The organism is Actinoplanes sp. CA-131856 (genome assembly GCF_050956135.1).
Classification (GTDB): domain Bacteria; phylum Actinomycetota; class Actinomycetes; order Mycobacteriales; family Micromonosporaceae; genus Actinoplanes.
The window spans coordinates 1197014-1214393 of sequence record NZ_CP191849.1; the positions used below are offsets into that span (position 1 = coordinate 1197014).

General features: G+C 72.4%; 15 protein-coding genes. 9 read left to right on the top strand and 6 right to left on the bottom strand.

Going from position 1 to position 17380, the window contains the following annotated elements; genetic code table 11:
* Positions 1 to 4: 4 nt before the first annotated feature.
* The gene (locus tag ACQP2X_RS05825) at positions 5 to 733 is read right to left on the bottom strand and encodes a hypothetical protein (protein WP_498694874.1); all 729 of its coding nucleotides are present in this window, start codon (positions 731 to 733) and stop codon (positions 5 to 7) included.
* Positions 734 to 971: 238 nt separating this feature from the next.
* On the opposite strand from ACQP2X_RS05825, the gene ACQP2X_RS05830 reads away from it, so the two are divergent.
* Positions 972 to 1967, top strand: coding sequence for a carbon-nitrogen hydrolase family protein (locus tag ACQP2X_RS05830; RefSeq protein WP_498694875.1), 996 nt, complete (start codon positions 972 to 974; stop codon positions 1965 to 1967).
* 4 nt (positions 1968 to 1971) lie between these two features.
* Here the strand turns inward: ACQP2X_RS05830 and ACQP2X_RS05835 are convergent, their stop codons facing one another.
* The 4 genes from ACQP2X_RS05835 to ACQP2X_RS05850 form a co-directional block, all read right to left on the bottom strand.
* The gene (locus tag ACQP2X_RS05835; RefSeq protein WP_498694877.1) at positions 1972 to 2745 is read right to left on the bottom strand and encodes a hypothetical protein; all 774 of its coding nucleotides are present in this window, start codon (positions 2743 to 2745) and stop codon (positions 1972 to 1974) included.
* 97 nt (positions 2746 to 2842) lie between these two features.
* Positions 2843 to 3142: a hypothetical protein gene (locus tag ACQP2X_RS05840; RefSeq protein WP_498657400.1), complete on the bottom strand. Its 300-nt coding sequence runs from the start codon at positions 3140 to 3142 to the stop codon at positions 2843 to 2845.
* Between the two features lie 156 nt (positions 3143 to 3298).
* The gene (locus ACQP2X_RS05845) at positions 3299 to 4297 is read right to left on the bottom strand and encodes a polysaccharide deacetylase family protein (RefSeq protein ID WP_498694878.1); all 999 of its coding nucleotides are present in this window, start codon (positions 4295 to 4297) and stop codon (positions 3299 to 3301) included.
* 199 nt (positions 4298 to 4496) lie between these two features.
* Entirely contained in the window at positions 4497 to 5699 is a 1203-nt protein-coding gene (locus ACQP2X_RS05850; RefSeq protein ID WP_498694879.1) for a YncE family protein, read from the bottom strand.
* A 136-nt stretch (positions 5700 to 5835) separates the two neighbouring features.
* Here ACQP2X_RS05850 and ACQP2X_RS05855 point away from each other — a divergent pair, with 136 nt between their 5' ends.
* The 3 genes from ACQP2X_RS05855 to ACQP2X_RS05865 all read left to right on the top strand — a co-directional run bounded on the left by ACQP2X_RS05855 (position 5836) and on the right by ACQP2X_RS05865 (position 10738).
* On the top strand, positions 5836 to 6360 hold the full coding sequence (locus tag ACQP2X_RS05855) for an RNA polymerase sigma factor (RefSeq protein WP_498694880.1): 525 nt from the start codon (positions 5836 to 5838) through the stop codon (positions 6358 to 6360).
* Positions 6353 to 7138 (top strand): hypothetical protein, encoded by a 786-nt coding sequence (locus ACQP2X_RS05860; RefSeq protein ID WP_498694881.1) that lies wholly within the window; start codon positions 6353 to 6355, stop codon positions 7136 to 7138. The genes ACQP2X_RS05855 and ACQP2X_RS05860 overlap by 8 nt, the downstream gene beginning before the upstream one ends.
* 114 nt (positions 7139 to 7252) lie before the next feature.
* A complete protein-coding gene (locus ACQP2X_RS05865; RefSeq protein WP_498694883.1) occupies positions 7253 to 10738 on the top strand; it encodes a S8 family peptidase in 3486 nt (1161 codons plus the stop codon).
* 52 nt (positions 10739 to 10790) lie between these two features.
* Here the strand turns inward: ACQP2X_RS05865 and ACQP2X_RS05870 are convergent, their stop codons facing one another.
* Positions 10791 to 11732: a helix-turn-helix domain-containing protein gene (locus ACQP2X_RS05870; RefSeq protein WP_498694885.1), complete on the bottom strand. Its 942-nt coding sequence runs from the start codon at positions 11730 to 11732 to the stop codon at positions 10791 to 10793.
* 75 nt (positions 11733 to 11807) lie between these two features.
* Here ACQP2X_RS05870 and ACQP2X_RS05875 point away from each other — a divergent pair, with 75 nt between their 5' ends.
* The 5 genes from ACQP2X_RS05875 to ACQP2X_RS05895 are packed head-to-tail and all read left to right on the top strand — an operon-like array spanning position 11808 to position 17352.
* On the top strand, positions 11808 to 12944 hold the full coding sequence (locus ACQP2X_RS05875; RefSeq protein ID WP_498694886.1) for a type III PLP-dependent enzyme: 1137 nt from the start codon (positions 11808 to 11810) through the stop codon (positions 12942 to 12944).
* A 31-nt stretch (positions 12945 to 12975) separates the two neighbouring features.
* The gene (locus ACQP2X_RS05880; protein ID WP_498694887.1) at positions 12976 to 14235 is read left to right on the top strand and encodes a DUF4874 domain-containing protein; all 1260 of its coding nucleotides are present in this window, start codon (positions 12976 to 12978) and stop codon (positions 14233 to 14235) included.
* Positions 14236 to 14287: 52 nt separating this feature from the next.
* Positions 14288 to 15670, top strand: a complete 1383-nt coding sequence (gene mptB / locus ACQP2X_RS05885) for a polyprenol phosphomannose-dependent alpha 1,6 mannosyltransferase MptB (RefSeq protein WP_498694888.1) — start codon at positions 14288 to 14290, stop codon at positions 15668 to 15670.
* Positions 15667 to 16818, top strand: coding sequence for a glycosyltransferase 87 family protein (locus ACQP2X_RS05890; protein ID WP_498694890.1), 1152 nt, complete (start codon positions 15667 to 15669; stop codon positions 16816 to 16818). The genes mptB and ACQP2X_RS05890 overlap by 4 nt, the downstream gene beginning before the upstream one ends.
* Positions 16819 to 16827: 9 nt before the next feature.
* Complete coding sequence (locus tag ACQP2X_RS05895) at positions 16828 to 17352, top strand: YbhB/YbcL family Raf kinase inhibitor-like protein (protein WP_498694891.1); 525 nt, start codon at positions 16828 to 16830, stop codon at positions 17350 to 17352.
* Positions 17353 to 17380: the final 28 nt, after the last annotated feature.

The following is a 17380-nucleotide window of genomic DNA, read 5'->3' on the forward strand; positions in this document are numbered from 1 at the left end:
GAATCTACGGCTCGCGACGGCCGAACTCGATGTCGTCCAGATCGCCGTGGAACTGGTCGGTGTCGACGTCGGTCTGTGTCGCGCTGATCCGCTTCCCGCCGATCACCACATTGCCGCTGGGCAGGATGTCGGCCAGGGGAGCGGTCTGCTGCCGGGGTGGCGTCACCTGCTTGCCCGTCACGGCGTCGTGCACCCTGATCTGGAAGAGCACCGGCGACAGGCGGATGCAGGTCACCCGGAACCAGCGGCCCACGGTGAGGTCGACGCCGGCCGGAAGCAGGACGAACTCGGTGCCGTCCGACCATCGGCACGACGGCCGCCCGTAGTCGACCTGAAGCTTCCACTGGCTGATGCCGGCCCCGGCCGCGCCGAACTGGAACACGTTCATGCCGGCGCCGGGGGACGGCGGCTCGGTGAGCCGGATGTCGGCCCCGTAGACGAACCGGCCGTCGCCGGGCGCGAGGGTGACGGTGCTCGACGGCCGGACGATCGCCTGCGGGCAGGGCGCGGTCGTGCAGTGCCCGCCCGGGAAGCGCAGGAAGCGGTTGCCGCCTTCGGTCTCCGACGTCAGCGTGCCCCCGCCACCGGTCAGGACGGCCCCGTGCAGGCCGTTGCCGCTGCTGTCGGCGACCTGGGTGGGGCTCGCCAGATCGCCGAGGTAGCGCAGCTCCAGGTGACCGGGTGGCGGGACGGCGAACAGGAGCGCGCCGATGGCGCCGATCGCGATAGTCATGCCCAGCAGTGCAGCGCCATCCGGGGCCGTGGACGCGGCGACTTTGTGCGACGTAACCCGACAGATATCTGTGCTACCGTCCGGATCGGCGTAGCCCACGCCCAACCTCCAGCGACCGTCCCGCGCGCGGTCCCCGACGGAGGCAAAGGGACTCATCGTCTCGGGTCGCTGTCCTGACTCGTTCGTCTCGGACGCATCGATCGCGCGGGGGTCGGCGTGCGGGACAGCGGAGGTCCAGATGACGGCGAACAGGAATCTCAAGCGCCGGGTGCGAGCCCGCGCGGCCAAGACCGGTGAGTCCTACACCGCCGCTCTGCGGCACTTCCGCACGACTCCGCGAGGAGATTCGATGCGTTCCACGTCCGTACGACTGTCGGTGGCCCAGCTCCGGGTGGGAACCGACCCGGGCGACACCGCGGCGCTGCGCGAGAGCGGCGACCAGATCCGCGACCTCATGCGCCAGGCCCACGCGGCCGGCGCCCGGCTGCTGCACCTGCCGGAGGGCGCACTGACCTGCCCCGACAAGAGGATCTTGTCCACCACCGGCCCTGAGGTCGGGCCGGCCGACTGGGAGCGCGCCGACTGGGCGACGCTCGCCTCCCAGCTCCGGGAGATCGCGGCCCTCGCCGGCGAACTGCGGCTGTGGACCGTGCTCGGCTCGGTGCACCCGCTGACCCCGCCCCGCCGCCCGCACCTGAGCCTGTACGTCATCGCCGACGACGGCACCATCGCCACCCGCTACGACGAGCGCATGCTGTCCAACACCAAGGTCAGCCACATGTACACGCCCGGATCGGAGCCGATCACCTTCACCGTCGACGGCGCCCGGTTCGGCTGTGCGCTGGGCATGGAGGCCGTCTATCCGGAGATCTTCGGCGAGTACGAACGGCTGGACGTCGACTGCGTGCTGTTCTCCACCCACGGCCCGGGCGTCCCCACGAACAACGGCCCGTTCGCGTTGCAGTCACAGGCGCTGGCCGCCGCGAACAGCTACTGGGTCAGCTACGCGGGCACGGCGCAGGACGCTCCGAACGCGCCCTCCGGCATCGTGACCCCCACCGGCGACTGGCTCACCCGCTGCCCGCCGGCCCCATCGGCGGCCATCGTCACGGCCGATCTGGACCTGAGCGCCGAGAACTACGCCCGCCCGTGGCGGCGCGTGGCCCGAAGCGGTCTCTACACCCAGTTCCAGGCCCCGGCCGACCCTCGAAGCCTCGACCGGGCCCGCTGCTGACCGGTCAGAGCAGGCCCGGGCGAGCGGCCATGGCGTGCGGAGCCGGTCCGCTCGTGGCCGCCGGGAGCAGGTGGTGCAGGCGGGCGGCGCGGTCGGTGGCCGACCAGGACTCCTGGCGCAGGCTGTCGCTGGTCGTGCGGGCCAGCCAGGCGTCGTGGCGGGCGGCCTGCTCGGCCCGGACGGCGCGCTCGTAGCGGTCGCGCAGGTGGCCCTCGGCGGCGCGGTGGACGACCAGCTCCTGCTCCAGCGGGTGCAGGCGGGGGTCCCAGCCGGCCCGGCCGGCCAGGGCGTCGGCCACCGCCGCCGTCGGGAGCCAGCCCTGGGTCGCGGCCTCGCGGACGGCGCGGTGCAGGAACCGTTCGCGGGCCGCGTACTCGGTGGGGGTCTGCGCGCTCCACGGCGTGCCGAAGGCGGCGGCCGAGCGGCGGGCCCGCAGGCGGGCGTCGGCGTCCAGCCAGGACTGCCAGGCGGTGGTGACGTCGTCGGCCGTCTGCTCCCAGCGCTCCTGCCAGCGGGCGGCGGCCAGCCCGGCCCGGTCGGCGGCGACCCGCACCTCGTCCGCGTACTGGGTGGCGGCCAGCGCCTCCAGCGGGAGCCGCCGGCGGCGGTCGCCGCGCTCGCGGAGCAGGGCGACGATGTCCCGCAGGGCCTGCCGGGGGTGGCGCACGCCCTGCGGGCTGGCCAGCACCAGCACGGCCGGGAGGGTGAGCAGCATCAGCGTCGCCCAGATGGCGGCGGGGGCGGGGGTGGTCAGCAGCGTTTCGGCAACGACGTTCATGGGTGTGGGAGTCCTGTCCGCTCAAAGGAAATGTCCGCGAAGGGCAGCGACCACCTCGGCGCGGCGGCATGGGCCGCGGCGCTACGTCAGAGGATGGTCAGGCGCGAGCGGACGGCGGACCGCGGGATCCGGTGGCCCCGACGGTGTGCTGAGCGGAGAGGACGCGCGTGCGGTCGGCGGCTGGAGCGCCGGGCGTACGAGCGGGCGCCGTGTCCGGGGACTCCGGAGTGTCGGCAGTGGACCCTGCGGCCGGCGCGGCGGGGGAGCTGGTGCTGTGGGTGACCCCGGCGGCGATCGGCCCGGCGGCCGCTGCGGGGGCCACGAGGCCCAGCGTCAGCAGCAGGAGCAGGGCAGGCAACGATCGCAGCAGAGCGCCGCGTAGAGAGATCGTTGCCATGTCCCTAATGTACCGATTTGGTCACGGAGAAGTGCGCACGCCACTCCGCACTCCTCGAAGCTCGTGCAGGTGAACACGGCGTCCCGCACGCCGGGCGGTGAGTCGCGGATCGGCGCACCGGCGCGACGCTGCCGAACAGCGCCGCGCCGGCGCGGGTCAGGAGGTGCGGCAGGACAGGGACGGCCAGGTCCAGTTGCCGTTGTGCTGGACGGTGAAGCCGAAGACGTTGCCGCTGCCGTTGGGGCGGGCGGTCATCACCAGGCCGGTCGAGTCCCAGCTCACCGCGGTGTTCCAGGTGGCGATGACGCGCTGCGGGGAGCGGAAGGTCGCGGTGACGATCCAGCTCGGCGAGCCGCTCACGGTCACCTGGCCGTTGAAGCGGTCCGACCACTTCTGGCCCTCGGCGTAGGACGCCGTGCAGGTGCCGCCGGTGGGCGGCGGTGTGGTGGTGGGCGGGGTCGTCGGGCCGTCGGACGGGGCCACCGCGCGGCCGGTCGACGGTGAGATCGTGCCGGCGCACAGGCCGCGCTGGGCCAGGCCGGCGGCGATCTGGGGGACGGCCTGGATCGTGGTCTGGTAGTTGTCGTGCATCAGGATCAGCTGGCCGTTGGTGAGCCGGCCCGCCGCCTGCACGATCTGCGCCGTGCTGGCGCCGTTCCAGTCCTGCGAGTCGACGTCCCAGGTCACCGTGCGCAGGCCCAGGGCCGAGGCTGCTGACTGGAGGGTCGAGTTGGTCTCGCCGTACGGCGGCCGGAAGATCGTCGGGGTTCCGCCGCCGCCGTTGCGGATGGCGGTCTGCGTGCGCGACAGCTCCGAGGACATCTGGGCCTGGCTCAGCGTGAGCATGTGCGGATGGGTGTAGCTGTGGTTGGCGACCCACATGCCGGCCGCGACCTGGGCACCCACGAGGCCCGGGTTGGCGGCGGCGTTCTGTCCGGTGTTGAACATGGTCGCCCGCAGGCCGGCCGACCGCAGCGCCGACAGCAGCTGGTTGGTGGTGCTCGGGTTCGGCCCGTCGTCGTACGTCAGGCCGACGTAGCCGTTGGCGCAGGAGGCGTCGGCCGAGGCGCCGGACGGTGGCGTCAGGGCGACGGCGCCGGCGGCCAGCAGGACGCCGGCGAGGAGCAGGGACCGGGGACGGATCCATCGGGGCACGGGGAGTCACCTCTCGTCGTTCGGGGAATCGACGATCGTCGTTGGATCCCATCTTGGGAGCCGCGACGCTGGTGAGTCAACCGTTAACTTCCGGCAATTCTTCGTAACTTTCGAACGCCTCGGCCAGCGGCTTGCCCTCCGGAAGATCAAAAGATCGAAACAATCAACCCCGCAAGTTCCGGTTGTACGCCGGAAAGTGTCATCCCACGTGCAGCAACCCGGCCAGCCCGTCGACGGGCGCCCGGCCGAGCACCCGCCCCGACGACACGTCCAGCCACGCCACCCGGTCACGCCCGCCGGCGTACAAACGCCTGCCGTCCCGGCTCGATCGCAGCCCGCGGACCGGATCGGACAGCGACCAGCGAGCGACCGCCTCACCCGTACTCAGGGCGACCGCGTGCACCTCCGTACCGCAAGCGGTGTAAGCGCGCCCCGCACCCAGCGCGAGGTGACCGCCCGCCGAACCCGCCGGCACCCGGAGGACCTTCTCGATCGTCAGCAAGGGCGCCGACGCCACCGCGAGCGACCCGCTGGACGCGTCGAAGACCGTGACGTACCGGCCGTCGGCGGCCAGCGCGTGCCCCTCGGCGGCGCCGTGGCCGAACGGGTCGGGCAGGTCCAGGCAGAAGGCCCAGCGCTCGTTCAGATGGAGCACGTGGACGAAGGCGTGCACGTCGTTGCGCGTCCCGTTGAGCAGGTTGCGGGTGTGCTGGTGGTCGGGCTGATGGGTGTAGAGCGTGTAGAGCACCTGCCGGTCCGGCGACAGCACGGCCGCGCGCCCGCTGCCGCGCATCTCCTCCTCGGCGCCGGGCGGCACCGGCACCTTGTTGCGGGTGAGCAGCGGATCGAGCCGCCCGGTGGCCAGGTCGAGCAGGCGCACGCGGTAGTGGTCGGGCGCCGAGGCGGGCAGCCATTCAAGGACGAAAAGCCCGGTTCCATCGGTGGTGAAAGCGTCCGGTTCGACCACACCGGTCAGGTTGAACTTCTGCCGGCGCCCGTCGCCGACCACGAGCAGTGGGCTGGTGGTCCGTGCGGCCGGCGGCTCGGCGTGTGGAGCCTGCGTCAGAACGCAGGCGTTGCCGCTCTCGGCCACCACCCGGGGCACCCATCCACCCCCGATCCCGATCTTCTGGATGGGCGCCCCGGTGGCGGTATTGGTGCTGGTCAGAGTGGTTCCGTCGGCGACGTACGCGATGGCGCCGTCCCGGCTCACGGCGGTGGCCGGACCGAGAGCCCGTGATTCGGTGCCGCTCAGCCGGACCGGTCCCCGCGCGGTGTCGGCCAGCAGCAGATCCGGTACGGCGACAGGGGCCGCCACGGCCTGGGGTTCGCGGCAGGCGGCGAGTCCGGAGGCGGCGAGCACGCCACCGGAGAGGGCGAGAAAGCTGCGGCGCGTGGTCATACCCGACAGACACCGGCCGGGGCGGTGAGGTTCCCGGGAACCCTTTCGCGGTGGGCGGTGTCAGTGCAGTGTCGGTGCGGACGAGGCGGAGGTAGCCGAGCTGAGCGAGACCACCGAGCTGGACGACGCGGCGGCCGTGACGCGGGCGCGTGGTGGCGACCTGGGGGCGTACGAGCTTCTGGTCGCCCGCTACACCGTGCCCGCGCATCGGGCCGCCGTGCTGCTCGGCGCCGGGGACGACGCCGACGATGTGGTGCAGGAGGCGTTCGTGAAGGCTTACCGGCAGTTGTCGCGCTATCGCGGCGAGTCCGGCTTCCGGCCCTGGCTGCTGGCCATCGTCGCCAACGAGACCCGCAACCTGCACCGCTCCCGCCGGCGCCGCGACGGTCTCGCCCTGCGGGCCGCCGTCTCCGAGGGGCCGGTGGCCGACGCCCCCGATCCGGCCGAGTCGGCCATCGCCCACGAGCGCCGCCGCCGGCTGGTCGAGCACCTCAGGAAGCTGGGCGACCGCGACCGCGAGGTGCTCGTCTGCCGCTTCCTGCTGGACCTCTCCGAGCTGGAGACCGCCGCCGCCCTCGGCGTGCCGAAGGGGACGGTCAAGTCGCGGACCAACCGGGCCCTGGCCCGGCTGCGCGAGGGCATGGAGGTGGGCGATGCCTGACCGCGACGACGACCAGCGGAACGACATGACCGCGGGAGCCGGCGTGCCGGGCGGGGCCGACCTGATCGCCGAGCTCCGCGATCTGCCGACGTGGCTCGCGACGCCCGAGCCGGCCGACCAGCGCGCCGCTGTCCGCGCCCGCCTGACAGATCCGGCACATGGCCGGTGGGGATGGCGCGCGTGGGTGACGGCGAAGCGGGGAAATCGGTGGCGTGCTTGGGGAACGGCGATTCTGGCCGCCCTGGTGGCGGCGGTGATCGTCGTGGCTCCGGCCCGCGCGGCCGTGGTCGGCGCGGTGGCCGAGGTGCTGCGGGTCGCCGGTATCGAGGTGCGCCGTGAAGCCGCCCCACCGCCGCCCGCACCCACCCCCAGCCCGCTGCCCAGCGCCGGTGGCATCTCGCTGGGGGAGGCCCGGAAGATCGCCAAGTTCCCGGCCGCGCTCGGTGATCCGGAGCGGATCGAGGTCTACGACCAACGCCGGGTCGTCTCGCTCTTCTACCGCGGCGGAACCGTCCGCCTCGATCAGTTCGACGGGTCCGCCGCCGCCTTCCTCAAGCAGGCCGGCCAGGCCGAGTGGACCGACGTCGGCGGCGCCCTCGCCGTCTGGCTTCCCGGGCCGCACACCCTGACCTACTACGACCGTTCCGGCGTCGAGCGCACCGCCACCGCCCGCCTGGCCACCCCCACCCTGATCTGGGACACCAACGGGACCACCTATCGGCTCGAGGGCTTCACCGATCTCGCCGAGGCGCGGAGGGTGGCCCTCTCCGTGCAGTGAGGCAACGGTTGTCCACATCGCGCCATGTCGCCACTACGGCAGGAGATAGATCTCCCGGCAAGCAACCGGTGAACTCCAGAATGCGTGTCAACTCGCACGCTAAGGAGTCCGACCTTGCCAGCATCGAAGCGCCTCGCCGGTGCCCTCGTCGGGGTCCTGGTGGGAGCCGGCGGCGCGACCTGGTTGCCGCCAGGTTCCGCCGCTGCCGCCACCCCGGCCGTACCCTCCGCCCGCGCGACCGTTCCCCCTGCGGCCGCGCAAGCGATCACGCTCGTCACGGGCGATGTCGTCGAACTGGCCCCCGCCGGTGACGGCCGGATCGCGGCGACGGTACGGCCGGGGTCCGGGCGGGAACGCGTCCGGTTCGCCACCGTCGAGACGGATGCGGGCGTCCGCGTCCTGCCCTCCGACGCGCTGCCGCTGCTGCGCGAGGGCCGGCTCGACGCCGAGCTGTTCGACGTGCAGCACCTGATCGAGCAGGGCTACGGCGACGCCGCGCGCGGCACGCTGCCGTTGATCGTGCAGGGTGGCGCGGCCACGGCCCGAATGACCGGCACCTCGCTGCCCAGCCTCGGCGCGGTGGCCGTCATAGCCGACAAGCAAGGGCTCTCGGACTTCTGGCGTACGCAGGTCGCCGCCGGCACCGGCGCACGGACCGCCACCGCCGCCACGCACATCTGGCTCGACGGCAAGGTGAAGCCGGTGCTCGACCGGAGCACCGCGCAGATCGGCGCCCCGCAAGCCTGGGCGGCCGGGCTCGACGGCCAGGGCGTCACGGTGGCCGTGCTCGACACCGGCGCCGACGCGAGCCACCCCGACCTGGCCGGCAAGATCGACGAGGCGCGGGACTTCAGCGGCAGCGCCGACACCGGCGACCACTTCGGGCACGGCACGCACGTGGCGGCCACGGTCGCCGGCACCGGCGCCGGGTCGAACGGCACCCGCAAGGGCGTCGCCCCGGGGGCCCGGCTGCTGATCGGCAAGGTGCTCGACGACAGCGGCTCCGGATACGAGTCGGGGATCATCGCCGGCATGGAGTGGGCCGCCGGCAGCGGCGCCCGCGTGATCAACATGAGCCTCGGCGGCGAGGCGACCGACGGCAGCGACCCGATGAGCGCCGCCGTGAACGAGCTCAGCGAGTCGACCGGCGCCTTGTTCGTGGTGGCCGCCGGCAACGAGGGCGCCTCCTACAAGGTCGGCACGCCCGGCGCGGCCGCCGGCGCTCTGACCGTCGGCGCCGTCGACCGTGACGACCGGATCGCCGACTTCTCCAGCCGTGGCCCGCGGGTCGGCGACGAGGGTCTCAAGCCCGAGATCACCGCGCCCGGCGTGGACATCGTCGCCGCCCGGGCCGCCGGCACGTCGATGGGCGAGCCGGTCGACGAGCTCTACACCGCGGCCTCCGGCACCTCGATGGCCACGCCGCACGTGGCCGGGGCGGCCGCGATCGTCGCGCAGCAGCATCCCGACTGGACCGGCGAGCAGATCAAGGACGAGCTGGTCAGCACCGCGAAGACCACACCGGACACCCCGGTGTTCTCGCAGGGCGCCGGCCGGGTCGACCTCGCCCGCGCCACGACCCAGAAGGTCGCGGGAACGGGCGTGGCCGACTTCGGCCTCCACCAGCTGGGCGAGAAGCCGGTCACGCGGACCGTCACCTACACCAACGGCGGCACCGCCCCGGTCACGCTGACGCTGACCGACACTCTAGCCGCGGTCACCCCGTCCGCGTCCACGGTCACCGTTCCGGCCGGCGGCCGGGCCGACGTCGTCCTGACGTACGACCTCAAGACCCCCGGCCAGATCAGCGGCTGGCTGACCGCGACCGGGCCGGGCGGCGTGCTCGTCACGACCGCGCTCGCCGGCACGCTCGACCGGCCGCACCACACCGTGACCGTCAAGGCGGTCGGCCGTGACGGCAAACCGGCCGCGGCCCCCGCGATGCTGATGTTCGGCGACGATCCGCGCTTCGACGTGCTCGACGCGATCTTCGAGGGGCAGACCCGGACGTACGAGGTGGCCGAGGGCGACTACCTGCTCGACGCCACGATCACCGACGGCTATCCGCTCGACGAGCAGGACACGCTGATCACCAACCCCGAGCTGCGGGTGGACCGCGATCTGACCGTCACGCTCGACGCCCGTACGGCCAAGCCTGTCAAGATCGAGACACCCAGGCCGGCCGAGCAGCAGACGGTGTTCAGCTACTACGTGCACCGGGTGACCGGGTCGGGCCGCGGGATCATCAACGGCTTCATGAACTTCAGCTCGGTGCAGGCGGTGAACGTCACGCCGACCGCGAAGCTCCGCAAGGGCAGCTACGAGTTCTCGTCGCGCTGGCAGCTGGTGGCGCCGCTCGTCCGGTCGTCGATCCCCGGTGTCGACATCAACCTGACCGCGTCCTCGCCGGTCTACACCGGCACCAGGCGGTTCGACCTGGTGGCCGGGCTGACCGGCAACGTCAAGGGCAAGGCCGTGGTGCTGGAGACGGACAACTACTACGACGCGGCGCTGCAAGCGGCCGAGGCGGGGGCGGCGGTCGCCCTGGTCGTCTATCCCGGCACGATGTCGGCCTGGGGCTCCTGGCAGCCGGACGGCGAGCGGATGCCGATCATCAACGCGGTCGTCCCCCACGACGACGGGCAGCGGCTGCTCGCCCAGGCGCGTAAGCGGGGCGCCTCGATCGCGCTGACGCTCACCCCCGACAGCCCCTATCTGTACGACGTCTTCCAGGTCACCAAGGACCGGGTGCCGTCGCAGATCGTCCACCGGGTGAGCGCCGCCAACTCGCAGCGGATCACCTCGCGCTACCAGGACAACGGCGGCTTCGACTACGTGCGGGAGCAGCGGTTCGGCTGGCGCCCGGCGCAGGAGTACTCCTGGAACGACGCCCAGCGGGCGGTGAAGACCCCGTTCGTCCGGGAGGAGTGGGTCAGCACCGGCGACACCCTGTGGCAGCACCAGGTCCACAACGAATATCCGTTCAACTCGATCGGCGCCTCGCTCGACGGCGGCTTCCAGGACGACCCGGTCGCGTACCGGCGCGCCGGAAAAGCGACGGAGACCTGGGCCGCGCCGGTGCTGCGGCCGGCCGGCGAGGGCACCCGCGACGGCAACACTCTGAAGCTGCGGATCGCCGACTTCGTCGACGCGGACGGGCACTACCAGGTCGACCAGGCCGGGCAGGCGGCCACGCTCTCCCGCGACGGCGTGGTCGTCGGCGAATATCCGAACGCCTGGCGGGACGTGGCGGTGCCGGCCGGCTCCTTCACGTTGTCGGTCACGACGAAGCGCGGCGGCGAAGAGTGGTCGTACGGCACGTCGACCTCGACCGCGTGGACCTTCGAGTCCGCGAAGGACGGGAAGCTGCCGCTGCTCCAGCCGAACTACGAGGTCCCGGTGGATCTCCATGGTGTCGCCCACGCACCGGCCAGGATCACCGTGCCGGGTGCCCGGCAGATCAAGGTCGAGTATTCGATGGACGAGGGCAGGACGTGGCGCGCGACCGAGAGCCGCGGCATCGTCTCGCTGCGGGTCACCGCGAGCGACCGGGCCGGCAACACCGTGCGGCAGACCGTGATCAGGGCCTACGCCCGATGAGGCCCTTCGGCGAGGACGCCGGGCCGGTCGGCGTGACGGTGTACCACCTGCGTCACAACCAGCCGCGCCGGGCGGCCTGGAACGCCAGCCCGGGGCGGGTGTCCACGCCGGCGATGTCCATGAGGCGGTCCAACCGCCGCTGGACGGTCCTGCGGCTCACCCCGAGCTGGGTCGCGATCGACTTGTCCGGCATGCCGGACACGAAGAGCGAGAGCAACAGCCGGTCCGGTTCCTCGGCGCCACCGTCCGGCGCCAGCGGGGTGGCCCGGTCCCAGTAGCTCTCGAAGAGCGCGACCAGGGCGTCGAGCAGCTCGCTGGGGCGGATCAGCGCCGCCGTGGGCGGCCCGACGCCCCGCGCGGCGTCCGGCACCAGGGGACAGATGGCCAGGCGGTGGTCGGCGATGGCCAGGCGCACGGGCAGGGTGGGCAGGGTGCGTGACTGTTCGCCCAGGCCGATCGCCTCGACGATGCTCTCCAGTTCGCCCGGCTTCTCGAGCAGCTCCCGCTCGTAGATCGCCCGATATCGGACGCCGCGCTCCAGCGCCGAGTTCTCTTCGGTGTTCTCCGGTCCCTGCATCGCTATCGGGTTGGCCCGGCAGAACCAGAGGATCTCCTTCTCGGCCGAGTCCTGCATCTCGCGCAGCCGGTCCCGCAGCGGCTGGGCGCCCACGACGATCTCGACGAGGTGTTCGGCGCTGCGCCGGCGGGTGTTGCTGCGGTACTCCTCGCTGAGCGAGGACACCAACTGCCGAGCCGACTCGAGGGCCTGCTGCTCACGCAGGAGCGCGTCGCCCAGGGCGACGTCGGCCGGCAGGGCGTGGAAGGCCGGGCCGCCGGTGGCCAGGCCCTTGCGATGGAGGGACTCCAGCACGCCGGCGGCCTCGGCCGCGGAGAGGCCGTCCTGCTCGGCGAGGTCGGCGGCGGTCGCCCCGGACATCCGGACGAGCAGGCGGTACGCGTGCTGCTCCGGGAGGGAGAGCAGGTGTTCGGACACGGCGACCACTGTAAACCTGTCTATTCATCTCCCTCGGATCGACAACTCTATGCATTCACGGCAATACTCTGTGTCATGACGCTGACCGCGGATGAAGAAGTGACGGCGTCCGGCGCCTTCGGTCGGACCCCCTGCCTGGTGATCGACGTGGACGTGGCCGCCGAGCAGTACCGGCGGATCGCCGCCGCCTTCGCCGGCGCGCAGATCCACTACGCCGTGAAGGCCAACCCGGAGCCGGCCCTGCTGCGCGCGCTGGTCGAGGCCGGTTGCCGGTTCGACGTGGCCAGCCGTACGGAGATCGACCTGTGCCTCGCGGCCGGGGCGCCGCCGTCGGCGCTCAGCTACGGGCACCCGATCAAGAAGCCGGTCGACATCGCCTATGCGTACGCCCGCGGGGTCCGGCTCTTCGCCTTCGACAGCGCGGGGGAGCTGGACAAGCTCGTCGCGCACGCGCCCGGCTCCGGGGTGATCTGCCGGCTGCTGGCGTCGTCGCAGGGTGCGCGCTGGCCGTTGAGCCGCAAATTCGGATGTACGCCCGATATGGCGCTCGATCTCATGAAATCGGCGGCGGTGCGAGGGCTCGACCCGGCCGGGCTGGCCTTCCACGTCGGGTCGCAGCAGCTGGACCCCGGCCGGTGGGAGCCGAGCGTCGCGCTGGCCGCCGACATCTTCCGCGCGCTCGAACAAAGTGGACATAAGCCGCGCATCCTCAACGCGGGCGGCGGTTTCCCGGTCGACTATCGGGTCTCGGCGCTGCCGATCACCGCCTACTCGGCGGCGATCGAGGCCGCCATGTCCCGGCATTTCGGTCCGGAGCGGCCCACGTTGATGATCGAGCCGGGGCGGTACATCGCGGCGCCGGCCGGAGTGCTGCACGCCGAGGTCGTCCTCGTGGCCCGCAAGTCCTATCAGGACGAGTCGCGCTGGGTCTACCTCGACGTGGGGCGGTTCGGCGGGCTGGCCGAGACCGAGGACGAGGCCATCCAGTACGCCCTGGCCACCACCCGCGACGACGGCCCGATGGGCCCGGTCATCCTGGCCGGGCCGACCTGCGACAGCGTCGACATCATGTACCAGCACGCCCACTACGAGCTGCCGCTCTCGCTGAAGGCCGGCGACGTGGTGCGCATCCTCGGGACGGGTGCGTACACCGCGACGTACTCCTCCGTGGGTTTCAACGGTTTCCCGCCGCTGCGGACCGAGATCTCTTAAGTACGCCCCGGCGGGGCCGATGGTCGTCGTCGTGCGCCTTCTCCCCGCCGCCGTGGCCGTCGCCGTTCTCCTGCCCGGCGCCGCCGTGGCCGCCACCCCGTCGGCCGCCACGGTCACCTACGCCTCGTCGACGGCCACCATCGCCAACCCCGGGCGCGGCTTCTTCACGTACACCGAAACGCACTTCGGGTCCTATACGCCCCTGGTCGCGGCCGACCTGGCGGCGGCACGCGTCAACCAGGCCCGCAGCCTCGTCTTCCGCGTCTTCTACCTGGAGAAGTACCAGGCGGTCGACCAGATCTCGGCGGCCGACCTGGCACTGGTCAGGGCCGACTTCGCCGCGGCCCGTGCGGCCGGCGTCAGCATGGTGGTCCGGTTCGCGTACGCCTCGGAATCCGACGCCGACGCCCCCGAGGCCCGCGTCCTGAGGCACATCGCCCAGCTCGGCCCGATCCTGAAGGCGAACGCCGACGTGATCACCGCGGTGCAGGCAGGCTTCGTGGGGCAATGGGGCGAGTGGTACTACAGCCGGAACTTCGGCACCGAGGGCACGCCCGACTGGACCGCCCGCGCCCACGTGCTCGCCGCCCTGCTCGCGGCCACCTCGCCGTCGACCGTCGTGCAGGTGCGCACCCCGGCCATCAAACGGCGCCTCGCTCCCACGGTGGCCCGGGTCGGCGTGCACAACGACTGCTTCCTGGCCGGCACCGACGACTACGGCACCTTCACCGGCGACGACGCGGCCTGGCTGGCCTCCTCCCCGGTCCTGGTCGGCGGCGAGACCTGCGCCGTCTCGGCCCGGTCGACCTGGTCCAACGCCCGCGCCGAGATGGCGAAGTACCACTGGACGTACCTCAACCCGTCCTTCAACACCGACGTCCTCGATTCCTGGGGCGCGGCCGGGCGGGCCGAGGCCGGCCGCCGGCTCGGCTACCGCGTCCGCCTGGTCAAGGCCGTCCTGCCGGTCACCGCGAAGGCCGGCGCCAAGGTCACCGCCACGATCACCCTGGTCAACGACGGCTACGCGGCGCCCGCCCGCAACCGCCCGGTCCGCCTCCTGGTCGGGTCGAAGGTCGTCACCGTGCCGGCCGACCTCCGCACGTGGGCGCCCGGCAAGCAGGTGACCCTCAAGGCCTCCTTCACGGCGGTCAAGGGCGCGTACTCGCTGAGCCTGCCCGATCCCGCCGCGAGCCTGGCCGGGAAGCCGGCGTACGCGATTCAGCTCGCCAACCCCAACGTCTGGAACGCGCGGGGGTCGAACAGCCTCGGCCGCTCGCTCACGGTTAAGTAGGCCGTTCATCGGCCGTACCCACTTCGACACCCTTCACTGAGAGGGTGCTGCGGTGTTCGGGGATCACGGCTGGTCGCGCGCCGTTGGCTTTGTCGGGGCCGTGCTCGTCGCCGTGGGCGGCCTGGGCGCCGGGGCGCTGCCGGTCGGGGTGAGCTTCTTCGCCGGGCTGACCCATGTGCGCCTCGGGCTCGTGCTCGTCTACAGCGGGCTCGCCCTGTTGCTGCTCGCCTGGTGGTGGTACGGCCGGGTGCTCCCCGACGACGTCGGCGCGATGGGGCGGACGCTGGCCCTGTGGTCGGCGCCGCTGCTGCTCGCACCGCCCCTGTTCAGCCGTGACGTCTACAGCTATCTGGCCCAGGGCCTGATGACCGGCGAGGGGCTCGACGTCTACCGCCAGGGGCCGGCCAGCCTCGGCGGCTTCATCGCGGCCCAGGTTCCCGAGATCTGGCAGCACACCCCGAGCCCGTACGGCCCGGTCTTCATGGGCATCGCCCGGCTGTTCGGGGGCGAGCACCTGCTGGGCGGGGTGGTCGCGATGCGGCTGGTCGCGGTGGCGGGGCTGGCGCTGCTGGCGTACGTCCTGCCGATCCTGGCCCGCAGCACCGGGATCCGGCCGACGGCCGCCCTGTGGCTGGCCGTGCTCAACCCGCTCGTGCTCATCCACTTCGTGGGCGGCGCCCACAACGACGCCCTCATGGTCGGCCTGCTGACCGCGGGATTGGCCGCCGCCGTCCGGCGGCACCCCGTGCTCGGCGCGGTCCTGGTCATGGCGGCCGCGCTGGTCAAGGTGCCCGCGATCCTCGGCCTGGCCGCGGTCGCGATGATCTGGGCCGCCCAGCTGCGGGGCCGCTGGGCGCTCGTCCGGGCCGGGAGCGCGGTGGCCGCCGTGGCCGCCGCCGCGACCGCCGCCCTCACCGCCGTCGCCGGCACCGGATACGGCTGGCTCGGCACCCTGGACACCCCGATCTCCCCGCACAACCTGTCGCTCGTCAACGTGCTCGGCCGCTGGACCGCGGGCCTGCTCGAGGACGACGGCGTGGGCGAGGTCTTCGTGCTGAACCTGTGGCGCTGGGCCGGCGTGCTGGCCACCCTCGTCGTCGTGGGCCTGGTCTGGTCGCAGATCAGGGAGCTGGGCGTCCTCTACGGCCTCGGCATCGTGCTGGTCGCGGTCGTGGTCTTCGGCCCGGCGCTGCGCCCCTGGTACCTGATCTGGGGCCTGGTCCCGCTGGCGGCCGCGGCCGGCCATCGCTGGGTGCGGCACACCCTCGCCGCCGCCTGCGCGGTCCTGGCCCTGGCCGTCCTTCCGGACGGCTTCGCCGTCGACGCCGAGAAGTTCCTTCTCGCCACCTCGGGCGCGCTGCTGGGTGTGTCCGGCTTCTTGCTCGTACGCCTGGTCGCAGCACCCACCCTCACTCAGGAAGTGGCCGCCCGATGACCCGCCCCCGCGCCTTCGCCCTGGTCGCCGTCGCCACCATCGCGGTCGGCGTCTTCCTGGTCACCGTGCCCACGTTCCGCGAATTCTTCGACCTCGGCGTCTACCGCGGCGCCGTCCGCTACTGGCTGGTCGGCGGCGGCGAGCTCTACGACTATCTCTACCAGGGCACCGAGTACGGCTTCACCTATCCGCCGTTCGCCGCCCTCGTCTTCAGCCCGCTCGCCCTGACCAGCTGGCCGGTGGCGATCGCCTTCAGCGTCGCCCTGAACGCGGCGTGCGTGGTCCTGCTCCTGCGCTGGTATCTGGTGCCGATCCTGCGGCGCCACAACTGGCCTCTGTGGACACCGGCGGCGCTGGTCTTCCTGGCCGTCCTCGTCTTCGAGCCGGCCCGCGACACGTTCAGCTTCGGTCAGGTCAACCTGGCCCTGCTCGTGCTGGTCTGCTCCGACCTGCGCCGCACCCAGTGGCGCGGCGTCGGCATCGGCCTGGCCGCGGCCATCAAGCTGACCCCGGCCGTCTTCATCGGCTACCTGATCCTGACCCGCCAATATCGGGCCGCCGCCGTGGCCTCCGGCACCGCCGCCGGCGCGACGGTCCTGGCCTTTCTGATCGCCCCCGGCACCTCACGCCGCTTCTGGACCGGAGCGTTGTGGGACACCGACCGGGTGGGCAATCTGGCGTACGTCTCGAATCAGTCCCTGCGCGGTGTCGTGGCCCGCCTGGACATCTCGTCGGTCTGGTGGCTCCTGGCCGTGGCCGTGATCCTGGTCATCTGGTGGCGGGGCATCCGTTCCGTGGGCACTCCGCGCGACGACGCGGCCGGCTTCGCGATGACCGGCATCGTGGCCTGCCTGATCAGCCCGGTGACGTGGGTGCACCACCTGGTGTGGCTGCTGCCGGCCCTGTTCCTGCTGGCCGGCCGCGCCTCCCGCCGCGGCCTGGTCGTGCTGGCCGCCGTCTACGTGGTGCTCAGCAGCAGCGTCGTCTGGCTCTGGTGGGCCGGCGCCGACGGCCTCCTGGCCGCGATCGGCAGCAACACGTACGTCTGGATCTCGATCGGCCTGCTCGTGGCCCTGCAAGCACCCGGTCGAGCGACGTATAGGTGGTGGCCGCGCGCTCCCTACGTTCGAAGGGTCCCAACGACCTAGGAGCGACCCGTGACCACCCCGTACGACCTGATCGCGAAGGTACCGTCCTTCACCCTCACCAGCACCGACGTCACCGACGGCGCCGAGATGAAGCTCCCACAGGCGAGCGGCGTCTTCGGCGCCGGCGGCGAGGACGTCTCGCCGCAGCTCTCCTGGTCCGGCTTCCCGGCCGGGACGAAGAGCTTCGTGGTGACCGTGTACGACCCCACGGCCCCCACGGGTTCGGGTTTCTGGCACTGGGCGATCGCCGACATCCCGGCCACGGTGACGTCGCTGCCGACCGGCGCCGGCGTCGAGAACAGCACAGAGCTCCCCGAGGGCGCCTGGCAGCTGGCCAACGACGCGCGCCTGCGCCGCTACATCGGCGCGGCCCCGCCCGCGGGAAGCGGCCGCCACGACTACTACATCGCCGTCCACGCCGTCGACGTCGAGTCCATCGGCATCGACAAGGAGTCGACGCCCGCCTTCCTGGGCTTCACCCTGACCGGCCACACCCTGGCCCGCGCCGTCATCACCCCGTACTTCTCGGCCTGACCGGTGGAGGGGGCCGCAGAGCCCCCTC

Excerpts from the sequence above, each read along its gene's own strand:
- ACQP2X_RS05835 (WP_498694877.1), bottom strand. The coding sequence starts at position 2,745 with ATGAACGTCGTTGCCGAAACGCTGCTGACCACCCCCGCCCCCGCCGCC.
- ACQP2X_RS05890 (WP_498694890.1), top strand. The coding sequence starts at position 15,667 with ATGACCCGCCCCCGCGCCTTCGCCCTGGTCGCCGTCGCCACCATCGCG.
- ACQP2X_RS05830 (WP_498694875.1), top strand. The coding sequence starts at position 972 with ATGACGGCGAACAGGAATCTCAAGCGCCGGGTGCGAGCCCGCGCGGCC.
- ACQP2X_RS05875 (WP_498694886.1), top strand. The coding sequence starts at position 11,808 with ATGACGCTGACCGCGGATGAAGAAGTGACGGCGTCCGGCGCCTTCGGT.
- ACQP2X_RS05825 (WP_498694874.1), bottom strand. The coding sequence starts at position 733 with ATGACTATCGCGATCGGCGCCATCGGCGCGCTCCTGTTCGCCGTCCCG.
- ACQP2X_RS05860 (WP_498694881.1), top strand. The coding sequence starts at position 6,353 with ATGCCTGACCGCGACGACGACCAGCGGAACGACATGACCGCGGGAGCC.
- ACQP2X_RS05850 (WP_498694879.1), bottom strand. The coding sequence starts at position 5,699 with ATGACCACGCGCCGCAGCTTTCTCGCCCTCTCCGGTGGCGTGCTCGCC.
- ACQP2X_RS05840 (WP_498657400.1), bottom strand. The coding sequence starts at position 3,142 with ATGGCAACGATCTCTCTACGCGGCGCTCTGCTGCGATCGTTGCCTGCC.